Below are 12,993 nucleotides of genomic sequence, written 5' to 3'. Positions count from 1 at the left end.
GATGTTCGATCGATACCGGATTGGACCGCCTAAAATCCAAATGATGTCACGAGAGGCCCTTGCCCTCAAAAAAACCAGGAAAAACATGTCCAAACCCACACCCCCAGCCAAAACCTCCCTGAGCCCCCTGAGCAGCTTCATTTTTGCCAGCCGTTGGCTGCAGTTGCCTTTGTATTTGGGACTGATCGCCGCTCAAGCTGTATACGTCTTCCATTTCTGGGTCGAACTGGTGCACTTGCTGGAAGCCGCCTTTGGCAGCCAAACCGCACTGCAAGCCCTGGTCAGCAGCATTGGCTACAAAGCAGATGCACCCCTGACGGCCCTGAATGAAACGGTGATCATGTTGGTCGTGCTGGCCCTGATTGACGTGGTCATGATCTCGAACTTGCTGATCATGGTCATCGTGGGCGGCTACGAAACCTTTGTCTCGCGCCTGAACTTGGAAGGCCACCCCGACCAGCCCGAGTGGCTGAGCCACGTCAACGCCTCGGTGCTCAAGGTCAAGCTGGGTACGGCCATCATCGGCATCAGCTCGATTCACCTGCTCAAAACCTTCATCAACGCCGCCAACTACGATGAAAAAGTGCTGATGTGGCAAACCCTCATCCACATGGCTTTCTTGCTCAGCGCGATCGCGATTGCTTATGCCGACCGCCTGATGTCGCACCACGACAAGGCCCACTGAGCGCCTGACCACGACCGATTTTTGATTTTTACGGGATCACACCACCATGACCACACTGATCAAACAAGACGACCTGATCGAATCCGTCGCCGCCGCCCTGCAGTACATCAGCTACTACCACCCGGCCGACTTCATCTCGCACCTGGCCAGCGCCTACGACCGTGAGCAAAGCCCGGCCGCCAAGGACGCCATCGCGCAGATCCTGACCAACAGCAAAATGAGTGCCTTTGGCCACCGCCCGATTTGTCAGGACACGGGCATCGTCAACGTGTTCCTCGAAGTCGGTATGGACGTGAAATTCGACGGCTTCACCGGCAGCTTGGAAGACGCCGTGAACGAAGGTGTGCGCCGTGGCTACAACCACCCCGACAACATGCTGCGTGCATCGGTCGTGTCCGACCCGCACTTCAACCGCAAGAACACCAAGGACAACACACCTGCCGTGATCTTCACCAAGATCGTTCCCGGCCACCATGTGCATGTGACCGTGGCGGCCAAAGGCGGCGGCAGCGAGAACAAGTCCAAGATGATCATGCTCAACCCCGGCGACAGCATCGTCGACTGGGTGCTCAAAACCGTGCCCACCATGGGCGCGGGCTGGTGCCCACCGGGCATGCTGGGCATCGGCATCGGCGGCACGGCAGAAAAAGCCGTGCTCCTGGCCAAGGAAAGCCTGATGGACGACCTGGACATGTACCAGCTGCTCGAAAAATCGAGCAAGGGCGACAAGCTCGACCAAGTCGAAGACATGCGCCTGGAGCTGTACCACAAGGTCAACGCCCTGGGCATTGGTGCGCAAGGCCTGGGGGGTCTCACCACCGTGCTCGACATCAAGATCAAGATGTACCCCACGCACGCAGCCTCCAAGCCCGTGGCCATGATCCCCAACTGCGCGGCCACCCGCCACGCGCACTTTGTGCTCGACGGCTCCGGCCCCAGCTACCTCGAAGCGCCTTCGCTCGATCTATGGCCCAACGTGGGTTGGACGGCCGACACCGAAAAGAGCCAGCGCGTGGACCTGAACACCCTGACACCCGAGCAAGTCGCCGCATGGAAACCCGGCCAGACCCTGCTGCTCAACGGCAAGATGCTCACCGGCCGCGACGCTGCGCACAAACGCATCCAGGACATGCTGGCCAAGGGCGAGCCGCTGCCCGTGAGTTTCAAGAACCGCGTGATTTATTACGTCGGTCCCGTGGACCCCGTGGGCGACGAGGCTGTGGGCCCCGCCGGTCCCACCACCGCCACCCGCATGGACGGCTTCACCGAGATGATGCTGGCCAACACCGGCCTGATCGCCATGATCGGCAAGGCCGAGCGCGGCCCAGTTGCCATCGAAGCCATCAAGAAGCACAAGAGCGCTTACCTGATGGCCGTGGGCGGTGCCGCTTACCTGGTGTCCAAAGCCATCAAGCACGCCCAGGTGGTGGGTTTTGCCGACATGGGCATGGAAGCCATCTATGAATTTGACGTGGTGGACATGCCCGTGACGGTAGCGGTGGACGCGGGCGGCACCAGCGCCCACATCACGGGACCCGCCGAATGGCAAAAGCGCATCGCTACGGGCGAGTTCAAGGGCATCGGCGTCACAGCGGCCTGACGCCTTCCATGCGCCTGACCCCCTCACGGCAAGCGCCTGACCCGTCATGGAGGGCGCCTGCCTCTTCATGGCGAGCGGCTGACCCGTCATGGCGAGCGCCTATCCCGTCACTGCGAGGACAGCGTGTCAGTCCAGTTCTGGATCACCACGCGGCGTTCCGTCGGGACACCGCGATGACATCTGAGCAGCCCTCATGACCGAATCCCCCATCGGCGTTTTTGACAGCGGCATTGGTGGCCTGAGCGTGTTGCAGGCCCTTCAATCGGAACTGCCAGCCGAGCACTTTGTGTATTGGGCTGACAGCGGACATGCACCGTATGGTGAAAAAGGCGATGTGTTTGTTCGCCAGCGCAGCTTGGCCATCGGCCGGTACCTGATCGAGCAGCACCACATCAAAGCCCTGGTGGTGGCCTGCAACACGGCCACCGCAGCGGCCATTCACGAGTTGCGTGCCCAGCACCCCCACTTGCCGTTGATCGGGGTCGAACCCGCGCTCAAGCCCGCCATCGCCTTGAGCCAAACCCAGCGCATTGGCGTCATCGGCACCCAGGGCACGCTGTCCAGTGAAAAATTTCGTCGGCTGCTGGGCAGCTTGCAGGACCAGGCCGAGTTTGTTGTTCAGCCCTGCCAGGGTTTGGCCCTGGCCATTGAGCAGAGCACACATGCCCCATCTGCAGCACAAGCGCATGAAAAAGTCAGGCAATTGCTGCAGGACTACACCCGTCAGATGGGCCGTTTTGGCACGGCCCCCGGCGACATGGACACCTTGGTGCTGGGCTGCACGCACTATGTGTTTGCGCACCAGCCCTTGCGCGACTTGCTGGGGCCTGATGTGCTGCTGGTATCCACCGGAGAGCCTGTTGCCCGCCAAACCCGAAGATTGCTAGAAGCCGCAGGCCAATTGCGCAGCGGCCCTGCGCCACTGTCGGTATCCGCACGCACCCAGTTGCTGACCAATGGTGAACTCAGTGCACTGCAAGCGGCCGCACAGCGCTGGCTCCATTTGCCCCATTCGACCTGTCACAAGGCTGAACGGCAAATCTGATCAGGCCTGCCCCATGGCCATGCGACGGCCACGCTCGACGCTCACAGGCATGAGTAAAACCAGGCCCAAGACGAAGAGCAAGGAAGTCGAGCCAATTGCCAGGCGCTGATTACCGCCACTGAGCCAGGTGATGAGGCCATAACTCAAAGGCCCCAGGATGCTTGCCAGTCGAATGGCAAAGGTCCACAGACCAAAAAACTCCCCCAGGCGCGCAGGCGGCACCATGAGCCCGGCCATGGCACGGCCCGATGACTGGCTCGACCCCATGCACACCCCGGCAATCGCAGCAGCCCACCAGAACACCTCTTTGGTGCTCGACAAGGCGGCAATCACACAAGTCAAGATCCAGCCCACCAAGGTCAAGGCCAGAGCCAATTTGTGGCCCATGCGGTCCTGCGCATAGCCAAACACAAAGGCCCCCGCAAAAGCGGCGATGTTGAGCACAAAAATCAGCACCATCGTCTCTTGCGGCTGAAAGCCAATCACCTGTTCGGCATAAATGGCCGCCAGCGAAATGGCCACCGCCACCCCCCCCTGGTAGGCCACCGCACAGGCCATGAGCCGAATGAAATCCTTGTAAGGGCGGGCATCACGGAAGGTTTTCCGCAATCCGCGCAAGCTTTGCAGCATGCCCACCACAGGGGCATGGGGTTGGGGCGGTGAATGCTCACGCATCAAAGCAAACGTGACACAGGATGCCAAACCGTACACCAGCGCAGTGATCAACATCGTGACCGGCACAAACTGGCTGCCTGTCTCACCACGCGCTTGCGCAGCCAGCACATAGGCCAGGCACACGCCCAGCGTCAACATGCCGCCGATATAACCCAGCGACCACCCCCAGCCACTGACCCGGCCCATGGCCTCGGGTTTGGCCAATTCGGGCAAAAAGGATGCGGTCAAGGACTCGCCATAAGAAAAAAAAGTGTTGGACACCACCAAAATCAAAAGCCCCAGTGCCACTTGGCCAGGCCCCACCCAGGCCAGCGCTGCGGTGCTGATGACGCAGCCCAAGGTCACCCACATGAGTAGGCGCTTTTTGCCTGCCACACGGTCAGCCCAAGCGCCCAAGCCCGGCATGCTCAGCATCACGATCAGATAGGAAACACTCAGGCCAGAAGTCCAGGCCAGTGTGGCCCAAGCCGCCCCATCGGCCACGCCACCCACAAAATAGGCCGCAAACACAGCCGTGATGACCACCGTGGTGTAACCGGAATTGGCGAAGTCATACATGGCCCAGCCAAACACCTCACGCAGACGGACACCAGGGTTCAGGGCTTCACGCGAAAACATCAAGGCCATGGCTGGAACAGTTCAATGCAAGTGGCGAGGACGACGGCCACCGCCGCCATGACCTGAGTTGCCGTTACCGCCCGAACCTTTGGGCGGTTTGCCCAGTTCCAGCGAACTCACCAGGTTGTCAAAACGCTGGCTGAACAATTTGTCGATTTCAGCCACCACGCCAGACAATTCGGCGCCGTCAAAGTGACGCTCCATCAAGTTCACCACGTCGTGAATCAACAAATCCCGTTGGGCCTGCATGATGGCCCCCGGATCGGGGCCCACAAACAGCATCACGAAATCATCGCGGGACTCTGCGCCACGGGCTTCATCTTCGTCATCAAATTCGATGTCATAAAAAGTGACTTCGATTTGTGTGCCCGCCGAGGACAAATCATTGAGGTTCATGCACAAATCGTCCAACACCATGCGGAAGTCCTCGTCCCCGCGCACCGTCCAGCACATGTGCAGCCGCTGGGTGTTGGCATCAAAGCGGATGCCTGGCTCTTCCTCATACAAGCTCAGGGCGCCTTCGCTCAAAGTGCGGGCACCTGTGTAATGCCAAAGAGGTTTGAGCGCTTCCTGAATGGACTTGGTGTCGGTGCCTGGCTTGATCGGCACATCACCATGCACGTGGATTTCGAACGGTGCGTTGTCGTGGTTCATGACGGTGCCTTATAACTGACTGCTGGTGCCCCGAGCCGGAATCGAACCGGCACGCCCCTTTTCAGGAAGCAACGGATTTTAAGTCCGGTGTGTCTACCAGTTTCACCACCGGGGCCAAGCCTCTATTGTGCCTTGATAAAGTCGCTTTTCCGGACTCAGCCCGGCTGCAAATTCAGCATGGCCAGCACATAAAAGGCGATGACGCTGAAATAACCCACCGCCCAAAAAATCGAGCGCAACAGCGCCTTATCGCTCAAATAGCACGCCACATAGGCTACCCGGGCGGCGATGAATGCCGCGGCCAGCATGTCGACCACAAAGGGGTCCACACCCGTGAGCAGGGCCAAAATAACGCCCACCGCAAAAAATGGAAAGGCCTCCAGGCTGTTGGCCTGGGCGGCATTGGCCCGTGCGCGATGGCCGATTTGCTGGGCCAGCCATGCCCGGGGATCGTGGTTGTCATAGCCTTTGGCCCCCGACTTGGCAATGCCCGCGCAAATGACGGGCATCAAGCCCGCCAACAAAATGGCACCATAAGAAATCAACATTTTTTCACCTCACATCGGTACTGGCTGGGGCCGTCAAACACTCAGGCATTTGGCAGCAAACGCAAAAAAAGCCACTGATGTTTGTCAGTGGCTTGCGATCTGTCACAGCGCGCAGCTGCAACAGCCTGGATCAACCGCCCTTTTTGGAGCGCTTGCCGGGGTTTTTCTTGCTGCGAGTCGCCACACCGCGCTCCAGACTGACACGCTGGCCACGGCCAGGTGTGCGCAGGGACACGCCAGGCAAGGCTGGCAGTGGGGGGGTGAATTTACGATCTGCTTCGGTGACGATTTTGTTGCCCATCGATGGCTCCAGATAAAAATGCAAAAGCGATATTAAGCCACAAGTTGAAGGTACACCCGGATGATGCGCCCTGTCAAACCGAGAACTTGGGCGGTCGCTTTTCAATGAAGGCATTCACCGCCTCGTGGTGGTCGTCGGTCATGTGGGCAATGGCTTGGTAACCCGCCGACAACTCCAGCAAGGACTCAAGCGAGCTGCGCTCCCCCTCGCGCAGCAAACGCTTGGTCATGCGCAGCACCGCGCCCGGGTTGGCCGCGATCTTGCGCGCCAGCGCCAGCGCCTCGGGCATCAATTGATCGGGTGCCACCACCCGCGAGACCAGCCCACAGGCCAGTGCCTGCTCGGCCGTGAGCGCCTCGCCCGTGAAGGCCATCTCGGCCGCTTTGGACGCGCCCACCGCACGCGGCAACAACCAGGCCCCGCCATCGCCCGGCACGATGCCCACTTTCACAAAACTCTCGGCAAAGGTGGCCTTGTCCGACGCGATGCGGATGTCACACATGCAGGTCAAATCCAGCCCCGCGCCAATGGCCGGGCCGTTGATGGCGGCGATTACGGGCACATCCAGGTTGTACAGCGCCTTGGGCAGGCGCTGGATGCCGTTGCGGTACTCCTCGCGGATCACATCGGGATTGAGTTGCTGCGTCTGGTAGCGCAGCATGTCCTTGACGTTGCCGCCCGAGCTGAAGACCGGGCCTTCGGCAGTAAGGATGACAGCACGGACGCTGGTGTCCTTGGTGATGTCGGCACAAGCCTGCACAAACTCTTCGACCGCCGTGTTGCCCGTCAAGGCGTTGCGGGTCTCGGGCTGGCTCATGGTGAGGATGGCGATGCTGCCCTCACGGGTGATGTTGAGAAAAGCGTTCATGGGGTTTCCTGTCGAAAAAATCAAAGCACCGTGTCGGTGAGCGTGCGCACCAGGTCCAGGCTCATGGGCTCGGGGCTGTCCAGCAAGGCCTGGCCCAAAACATCGTGCCAGTAAGACTCTGACCCGGCCGCTTGCCGCCAGGCGTGCAGCCTGCGGGTGTAGAGCTGCAAGTCAAACTCACGCGTGAAACCGATGGCACCGTGGATGGAATGGCTCAGGCCCGCCACTTCGAGCGCCGCCTCGCTGGTGCGGGCCTTGGCCATGGCCACGCGCAGGCGGTCGGGCACTTGGCCTTCGCTGCGCAAGCCCAGCTGGGCGGCCATGCGCGCGGCAAACGCATGCTCGGACATGACGCTCAACTGGTGCTGGATCGCCTGGAACTTGCCAATCGGTTTGCCAAACTGCTGGCGGTCGTTGGCGTACTGCAGCGTGCGGCTGAACACGGCCATCAGGGCACCCGCCAGCTGGGCGGCGTACAGCGCCGCTTGCAGCGTCACCAGATCGTGCGTTCCGGGGACAGGCTGTGCAGCGTCCCAAGCCGCTTGGGGCCAGCTCATCTGCGCGTCCAGGCAAAACCCGACCACTTGCACCTGAGCATCGGCTGCAGGCAACAGACGGCAAGCGCCACCAGACGAAACCAGCACCCAGTCGGCTTGTGTGCCGCAACGCACCTGTGCGCAGTGCAAAAGGCCGTCACCGGCCAGATGGCCCATGCCGAACACCACGCTGCCCACAGGCACAGCCACGCCCGCATGGGCCATCAAACCCCGCGCCAGCAAGGTCTCCCCCAAGGGCACGGGCACGGCAAAGCTGCCGCACAACTCCAGCACCGTGTACACATCGGCCAAAACCAGGCCCGCGCCCCCGGCCGATTCGGGCACCAGCGCATCGGCAAAGCCCGCGTCTTCAAGCGCTTGCCACAAAGCAGCGCGCGGCTGGCCCGCCTCGATGGCGCGCACCACCGCAGGCGTGCAATGGTCGGTGAGCAGCGCCTTGACGGCGTCGGCAAAAAGATCGTCCATGGTGTTTCCTTTTCAGCGCAGGCCCAGGCCACGGGCGATCATGCCGCGCAAGATGTCACGCGTGCCGCCGCGCAGCGAGTAGCTGGGCGCCACCTGCGTGATGTAGTTGAGCGTGTTGAGCAACTCGGCGGGCACATCGGTGTCGGGGCGCGAGAACAGGTCGTCGGCAATCGCGGCCGGGATCAGCTGCTCCACGCCTGTGCCCAGGTCTTTGACCAGGGCCGCCTCGACCACCGGGCTTTCGCCCCGCGTGAGTTTTTCGGTGATGGCCACCGACATGGCGCGCAAGGGCGCCAGCTGGCTCAGGATCTTGCCTGCCAGGCGCTGCGCCTGCGGCGTGCGGCCTTGGGGTGTGCGCACGTAGGCCAGCCACTCGTCGAACAAGGCGATGCTGGAATACAGACGCTCCGGGCCGCTGCGCTCGAACGCCAGCTCGGCCGTGACCTGCTCCCAGCCGCCGCCTTCGTCGCCCACCAGGGAGTCGGGCCCCAGCTGCACATTCTCAAAAAACACTTCGCAAAAATGGCTGTCGCCCGATTGGTCCGTTATGGGCCGCACCGTGACGCCCGGCAAGGACAAGTCCACGATCACCTGCGACAAGCCCTTGTGGCGGTCGGTCGCTTCGCCACTGGTGCGCACCAGCGCAATCATGAAATGGCAGTTGTGGGCGTTGGTGGTCCAGATTTTCTGGCCGTTCAGCAACCAGCCCGCCTCATTGGGCACGGCGCGGGTGCGCACACTGGCCAGGTCCGAGCCCGAACCGGGCTCGCTCATGCCGATGCAAAAGAACGCCTCACCCCGGCAAATGGCGGGCAGGTAGCGCTGCTTTTGCGCTTCGGTGCCGTACTTGAGCAGCAAAGGGCCGCTTTGCCGATCGGCGATCCAGTGCGAGCCCACGGGCGCGCCAAAGTTCAGGAACTCCTCGACCAGCACATAGCGTGAGAACGCGCTGCGCCCAGCGCCGCCATAGGCGGTGGGGAAAGTGATGCCCAGCCAGCCCCTGCGGCCCAGCTCCCGGCTGAACGCCGGGTCATAACCCGACCAAGAGCGGGCGCGCACATGTGCGGGCACGCCACGCATGGCCTCCACCAAAAAAGCCCGCACCTCTTGGCGCAGGGCTTCGTCTTGCGCAGGAATGGCCGACGGGTTCAAGGAATCGAGCTGGCTCATGCCAACACCCCTTTTTCAAACAAAGTTGTCAGGGTCTCTTCGTCCAGGGCCAGCAAGTCGCCCAGCACCTCGCGGGTGTGCTTCCCCAAGAGCGGCGGCGCGAGGCGGTACTGCACGGGCGTGTCCGACAGGCGGATCGGGCTGGCCACCAAGGCCACGTCGTCGCGCGCGGCGTGGTCCATGTGGATCTGCATGCCGCGCGCCTGGACCTGAGGGTCTTCAAACACATCGGCCAAAGTGTTGATGGGGCCACAGGGCACGCCTGCCGATTCGAGCAAGGCCACCCACTCACGCGTGCTGCGGGTGACGGTGAGCGCACGCATCAGCTCAATCAGGGCCACGCGGTTTTGCACGCGTGCGGCGTTGGTCACAAAGCGCGCATCGCCTGCCCATTCGGGTCGCCCAGCGGTTTTGCAAAAGCGAGCGAACTGCCCGTCGTTGCCCATGGCCAAAATCATGTGGCCGTCGGCCGTCGGAAAGTCCTGGTACGGCACCGTGTTCGGGTGGGCGTTGCCCATGCGCTGGGGGGCCACGCCGCTGTGCAGGTAGTTCATCGACTGGTTGGCGAGACACGCCACCCCCACGTCGAGCAATGCCAAGTCGATGTGCTGACCGCGCCCCGTCACCTCGCGGGCCTGCAAGGCCGCCAAGATGCTGGTGCTGGCGTACAGACCCGTCAAGATGTCGGTGAGCGCCACGCCCACCTTCATGGGGCCTGCGCCCGGCGTGCCGTCGGGCTGGCCCGTGATGCTCATGAGCCCACCCATGCCCTGGATCAAAAAGTCATAGCCTGCGCGCTGGGCATAAGGCCCCGTCTGGCCAAAGCCCGTCACCGAGCAGTACACCAGCCGGGGGTGGATGTCGTGCAGCGTGTCGTAGTCCAAGCCGTACTGCTGCAGGCTGCCCACTTTGAAGTTCTCGATCAGCACATCGCATTGAAGTGCCAAGTCACGCACCAACTGCTGGCCTTCGGCGCTGCTCAAGTCGACGGCAATCGACTTCTTGTTGCGGTTGGTGCACAGGTAGTAGGCCGCGTCGGGCGTGGGCTCGCCCTGTGCGTCCTTCAGATAAGGCGGGCCCCAAGTGCGGGTGTCGTCACCCGTCTCAGGGCGCTCGACCTTGATGATGTCGGCGCCCAGGTCGCCCAGAGTCTGCGCCGCCCATGGCCCCGCCAACACACGCGAGAGGTCGAGCACGCGGATGTGCGAGAGCGCACCGCGTGGGCCGGTGTCTGCGCTGGCAGCCGTCATTGCTGCTCCACCTTGGCGTTGGCGGCAATGCGCTTCCAAAGTTTAATCTCGGCCGCCTGGAAGGTGCGCATTTCTTCGGGGCCGCCATTCATGACTTCAGCGCCCAAGCGTTCATAAAACTCACGGGTTTCGGGCAAACGCTCGATGGCGGTGAGCAAGCTCGCGAGTTTGTCGATTTCAGCCTTGGGTGTCTTGGCCGACACCATGGCCCCCACCCAGGTGTAAGCCGTGAAGCCCGGCAAACCTGCTTCTGTGGCCGTTGGCACGGCGGGCAGTGTGGGCGAGCGCTGCTCCGACGCAAAGGCCAGAGCGCGCAGCTTGCCCGCCTTGACCATTTCCTGGGCACTCGTCATCTCGGCAAACGCAAACTGTACCGTGCCTGCCGTCACCGCCGACACCACTTCGCTGGCCCCCTTGAAAGGCACATGCACTGCCTGAATGCGGGTCGCATCGTTGAAGGCCTCAGCCATCAGCTGGTAACCGGCCGATCCCGCCCCGTAATTGAGTTGGCCGGGTTTGGCCTTGGCGGCTGCCACCAAGTCGGCGACGGTCTTGTACTCCGACTGACCGGGCACGATCAACAAAGCGGCCGCGCGCATCATCATGGTCAGCGGCGCAAAGTCGGCCACCGGGTCATAGGGCAAAGACTTGAAGAGCGCCGCGTTCACCGCCAGCGTGGAATTGCTGCCCACAAAGACGGTGTAGCCGTCGGCAGGCGCGCTTTGCACTGCACGCACGGCGATGAAACCGTTGGCACCGGGCTTGTTGTCCACCACCACGGTTTGGCCCGTCATCTCGGTCAGCTTTTTGGCGAAGTAACGCGCCGAGGTGTCGGTGCCGCTGCCCGGCGGGAACGGCACCACAAAGCGCACGGGCTTGGATGGGAAAGCCCCCGCTTGTGGTGCAGGGGCAGCGGTCTGTGCGTGCACCGAAGTTGCGCCCAGGGTTGCGGCCAGCAGGGCGGTGGTGGTGAGTATTTGAATGACTTGTCGGCGTGGGGTCATGGCTTGTCTCCTGTCGTTTGTCTTTGTCGGGTGTTATTCGAGCGTCACACCCGTGGCCTTGACGACCGCAGCCCAGCGGGCAAGCTCTTTCTTCACGTAAGCGCCGTATTCCTCCGGGGTCGAGCCCAGAGGTTCGGCGCCTTGCAGCGCCAGTTTTTCCTTGACCTCGGCGCTTTGCAGGGCTTTGTTGATTTCGGCATTCAGCCGCTGCACCACCGCTTTGGGTGTGTTGGCGGGCACCATGATGCCCTGCCATGCGCCTGCCTCAAAGCCGGGCATCACGGTCTCGGCCAGGGTGGGCACCTCGGGGAAGAGCGACATGCGCTGGCTGGTGGTGACCGCCAGCAGTTTCAGGCGCTTTTCTTTCACGAAAGGCATGACCGAGTTGATGGTGTCGGTCATGAACTGGATTTGCCCTGCCACCAGGTCCACGTCGGCCGGAGCGCTGCCACGGTAGGGCACATGCGTGGCGTCGATGTCGTGGTGCCGCACCAGTTGAAAAGCCGCCAAATGCGTCACGTTGCCATTGCCTGCCGAACCATAAGACAGCTTGCCGGGGTTGGCTTTGGCGTAAGCGATGAACTCGCGCACGTTGTTGGCAGGCACGGCGGGGTTGACCACCAAGGCCAGGGGCACCACGGCCGTGATCGCCACGGGCGCGAGGTCTCGCTGCACGTCGTAGGTCAGGCTTTTGTAGAGCGCCGGGCTCAGGGTGATGGACGAGGTGTTGTAGAGCACGGTGTAACCGTCCGCCGGAGCCTTGGCTGCGGCCACCGCTGCAATGTTGCCGTTGGCACCGGGCTTGTTGTCAATCACGATGGACTGGCCCATCTGCTCCGACATTTTCTTGGCCAGCACACGCGCCACCAGATCGGTGGGGCCGCCGGGCGGGAATGGCACCAGCAGTGTGATGGGCTTGCTGGGATAAGTCTGCGCCCAGGCGGCCAAAGGCAAACAAGCCACAGCGACCAGGCCCAAAAAAGTTCTGTGGAAAATATTCATGGTGTTGTCTCCTAAAGTGAATTTTTTGTGTAAGTACAAGCGTGTGGATTCAAGTGGCAGACCGCCCGGCCAGCAGGCGGGTGGCGGTGTAGGTCATGACGAGCGTGCCATGCTGGTTGAACACGTCGATGCGCGACGTGACCACGGCGCGGCCGCTGCGTGAGGTGGAGCGAATCTCGGTCACCTCGATCACGGCCTCGATGGTGTCCCCCACCACCACGGGGGCCAGAATTTTCTGGTGCAGCTCCAGCATGGCCAGGCCAGTGCCCTGGATCATGGTCTGCAAGATGAAGCCTTCGATCAAGGTGTAGGTCAGTGCGCCCGGCACAGGACGCCCGGCCATCGCGCCGCCCTCGTAGCCTTCTTCGATGAAGATGGCTTCGAGCATGCCCGTGACGGAAATGAAGTTGACCAGATCGGTCTCGGTGATGGTGCGCCGAAAAGTGCGCATGCGCTGGCCGACCGTGAGGTCTTGCCAGACAAAGCCACGCCCCAGCTGGGGCAAAGTGCGGTCAACCGCCGCGGTCGAAAACGGTGTGCTCATAACGGTG

At 62.0% G+C, this 12,993-nt stretch carries 14 protein-coding genes and 1 tRNA gene; 3 read left to right on the top strand and 12 right to left on the bottom strand.

Annotation, left to right across the window (positions count from 1 at the left end; genetic code table 11):
- The first annotated feature begins 85 nt into the window (after positions 1-85).
- The 3 genes from AMM33_RS13880 to murI all read left to right on the top strand — a co-directional run bounded on the left by AMM33_RS13880 (position 86) and on the right by murI (position 3,330).
- The gene (locus AMM33_RS13880; RefSeq protein ID WP_090141954.1) at positions 86-685 is read left to right on the top strand and encodes a TIGR00645 family protein; all 600 of its coding nucleotides are present in this window, start codon (positions 86-88) and stop codon (positions 683-685) included.
- A 46-nt stretch (positions 686-731) separates the two neighbouring features.
- Positions 732-2,285, top strand: coding sequence for a fumarate hydratase (locus AMM33_RS13875; RefSeq protein ID WP_090141899.1), 1,554 nt, complete (start codon positions 732-734; stop codon positions 2,283-2,285).
- Positions 2,286-2,478: 193 nt separating this feature from the next.
- Positions 2,479-3,330, top strand: coding sequence for a glutamate racemase (gene murI / locus AMM33_RS13870; RefSeq protein ID WP_090141898.1), 852 nt, complete (start codon positions 2,479-2,481; stop codon positions 3,328-3,330).
- Here murI and AMM33_RS13865 read toward each other — a convergent pair whose 3' ends face one another.
- From AMM33_RS13865 to AMM33_RS13815, 12 genes are all read right to left on the bottom strand, one after another.
- A complete protein-coding gene (locus AMM33_RS13865; protein ID WP_090141897.1) occupies positions 3,331-4,632 on the bottom strand; it encodes an MFS transporter in 1,302 nt (433 codons plus the stop codon). It lies immediately after the preceding gene.
- A gap of 12 nt (positions 4,633-4,644) precedes the next feature.
- The gene (locus tag AMM33_RS13860; RefSeq protein ID WP_053169973.1) at positions 4,645-5,277 is read right to left on the bottom strand and encodes a DUF6806 family protein; all 633 of its coding nucleotides are present in this window, start codon (positions 5,275-5,277) and stop codon (positions 4,645-4,647) included.
- Between the two features lie 23 nt (positions 5,278-5,300).
- Positions 5,301-5,392, bottom strand: a tRNA-Leu gene (locus AMM33_RS13855).
- 40 nt (positions 5,393-5,432) lie between these two features.
- The gene (locus tag AMM33_RS13850) at positions 5,433-5,825 is read right to left on the bottom strand and encodes an MAPEG family protein (protein ID WP_090141896.1); all 393 of its coding nucleotides are present in this window, start codon (positions 5,823-5,825) and stop codon (positions 5,433-5,435) included.
- A gap of 130 nt (positions 5,826-5,955) precedes the next feature.
- Positions 5,956-6,126 (bottom strand): hypothetical protein, encoded by a 171-nt coding sequence (locus tag AMM33_RS22035; RefSeq protein ID WP_194945461.1) that lies wholly within the window; start codon positions 6,124-6,126, stop codon positions 5,956-5,958.
- A gap of 73 nt (positions 6,127-6,199) precedes the next feature.
- Positions 6,200-6,994 (bottom strand): crotonase/enoyl-CoA hydratase family protein, encoded by a 795-nt coding sequence (locus AMM33_RS13845; RefSeq protein WP_090141895.1) that lies wholly within the window; start codon positions 6,992-6,994, stop codon positions 6,200-6,202.
- Between the two features lie 20 nt (positions 6,995-7,014).
- Complete coding sequence (locus AMM33_RS13840) at positions 7,015-8,016, bottom strand: acyl-CoA dehydrogenase (RefSeq protein WP_090141894.1); 1,002 nt, start codon at positions 8,014-8,016, stop codon at positions 7,015-7,017.
- A gap of 12 nt (positions 8,017-8,028) precedes the next feature.
- Positions 8,029-9,186: an acyl-CoA dehydrogenase family protein gene (locus AMM33_RS13835; protein WP_090141893.1), complete on the bottom strand. Its 1,158-nt coding sequence runs from the start codon at positions 9,184-9,186 to the stop codon at positions 8,029-8,031.
- The gene (locus tag AMM33_RS13830; RefSeq protein ID WP_090141892.1) at positions 9,183-10,436 is read right to left on the bottom strand and encodes a CaiB/BaiF CoA transferase family protein; all 1,254 of its coding nucleotides are present in this window, start codon (positions 10,434-10,436) and stop codon (positions 9,183-9,185) included. The genes AMM33_RS13835 and AMM33_RS13830 overlap by 4 nt, the downstream gene beginning before the upstream one ends.
- Positions 10,433-11,440: a Bug family tripartite tricarboxylate transporter substrate binding protein gene (locus tag AMM33_RS13825; RefSeq protein WP_090141891.1), complete on the bottom strand. Its 1,008-nt coding sequence runs from the start codon at positions 11,438-11,440 to the stop codon at positions 10,433-10,435. The genes AMM33_RS13830 and AMM33_RS13825 overlap by 4 nt, the downstream gene beginning before the upstream one ends.
- A gap of 33 nt (positions 11,441-11,473) precedes the next feature.
- Positions 11,474-12,442: a Bug family tripartite tricarboxylate transporter substrate binding protein gene (locus tag AMM33_RS13820; protein WP_090141890.1), complete on the bottom strand. Its 969-nt coding sequence runs from the start codon at positions 12,440-12,442 to the stop codon at positions 11,474-11,476.
- A gap of 49 nt (positions 12,443-12,491) precedes the next feature.
- Complete coding sequence (locus tag AMM33_RS13815; protein ID WP_090141889.1) at positions 12,492-12,986, bottom strand: MaoC family dehydratase; 495 nt, start codon at positions 12,984-12,986, stop codon at positions 12,492-12,494.
- Positions 12,987-12,993: the final 7 nt, after the last annotated feature.

It is taken from the genome of Limnohabitans sp. DM1, from assembly GCF_001269385.1.
Lineage (GTDB): Bacteria > Pseudomonadota > Gammaproteobacteria > Burkholderiales > Burkholderiaceae_C > Limnohabitans_A.
Note: the sequence above shows the minus strand (reverse complement) of the source record. Positions and strands in the feature narration are given on the sequence as shown.

What these genes read in the sequence shown, in the direction of transcription:
- AMM33_RS13825 (WP_090141891.1), bottom strand. Translation starts at nt 11,440, where the DNA reads ATGACCCCACGCCGACAAGTCATTCAAATACTCACCACCACCGCCCTG.
- AMM33_RS13860 (WP_053169973.1), bottom strand. Translation starts at nt 5,277, where the DNA reads ATGAACCACGACAACGCACCGTTCGAAATCCACGTGCATGGTGATGTG.
- AMM33_RS13845 (WP_090141895.1), bottom strand. Translation starts at nt 6,994, where the DNA reads ATGAACGCTTTTCTCAACATCACCCGTGAGGGCAGCATCGCCATCCTC.
- AMM33_RS13840 (WP_090141894.1), bottom strand. Translation starts at nt 8,016, where the DNA reads ATGGACGATCTTTTTGCCGACGCCGTCAAGGCGCTGCTCACCGACCAT.
- AMM33_RS13850 (WP_090141896.1), bottom strand. Translation starts at nt 5,825, where the DNA reads ATGTTGATTTCTTATGGTGCCATTTTGTTGGCGGGCTTGATGCCCGTC.
- AMM33_RS13820 (WP_090141890.1), bottom strand. Translation starts at nt 12,442, where the DNA reads ATGAATATTTTCCACAGAACTTTTTTGGGCCTGGTCGCTGTGGCTTGT.
- AMM33_RS13880 (WP_090141954.1), top strand. Translation starts at nt 86, where the DNA reads ATGTCCAAACCCACACCCCCAGCCAAAACCTCCCTGAGCCCCCTGAGC.
- AMM33_RS13865 (WP_090141897.1), bottom strand. Translation starts at nt 4,632, where the DNA reads ATGGCCTTGATGTTTTCGCGTGAAGCCCTGAACCCTGGTGTCCGTCTG.
- AMM33_RS13835 (WP_090141893.1), bottom strand. Translation starts at nt 9,186, where the DNA reads ATGAGCCAGCTCGATTCCTTGAACCCGTCGGCCATTCCTGCGCAAGAC.
- AMM33_RS13830 (WP_090141892.1), bottom strand. Translation starts at nt 10,436, where the DNA reads ATGACGGCTGCCAGCGCAGACACCGGCCCACGCGGTGCGCTCTCGCAC.
- AMM33_RS13815 (WP_090141889.1), bottom strand. Translation starts at nt 12,986, where the DNA reads ATGAGCACACCGTTTTCGACCGCGGCGGTTGACCGCACTTTGCCCCAG.
- AMM33_RS13875 (WP_090141899.1), top strand. Translation starts at nt 732, where the DNA reads ATGACCACACTGATCAAACAAGACGACCTGATCGAATCCGTCGCCGCC.
- AMM33_RS22035 (WP_194945461.1), bottom strand. Translation starts at nt 6,126, where the DNA reads ATGGGCAACAAAATCGTCACCGAAGCAGATCGTAAATTCACCCCCCCA.
- murI (WP_090141898.1), top strand. Translation starts at nt 2,479, where the DNA reads ATGACCGAATCCCCCATCGGCGTTTTTGACAGCGGCATTGGTGGCCTG.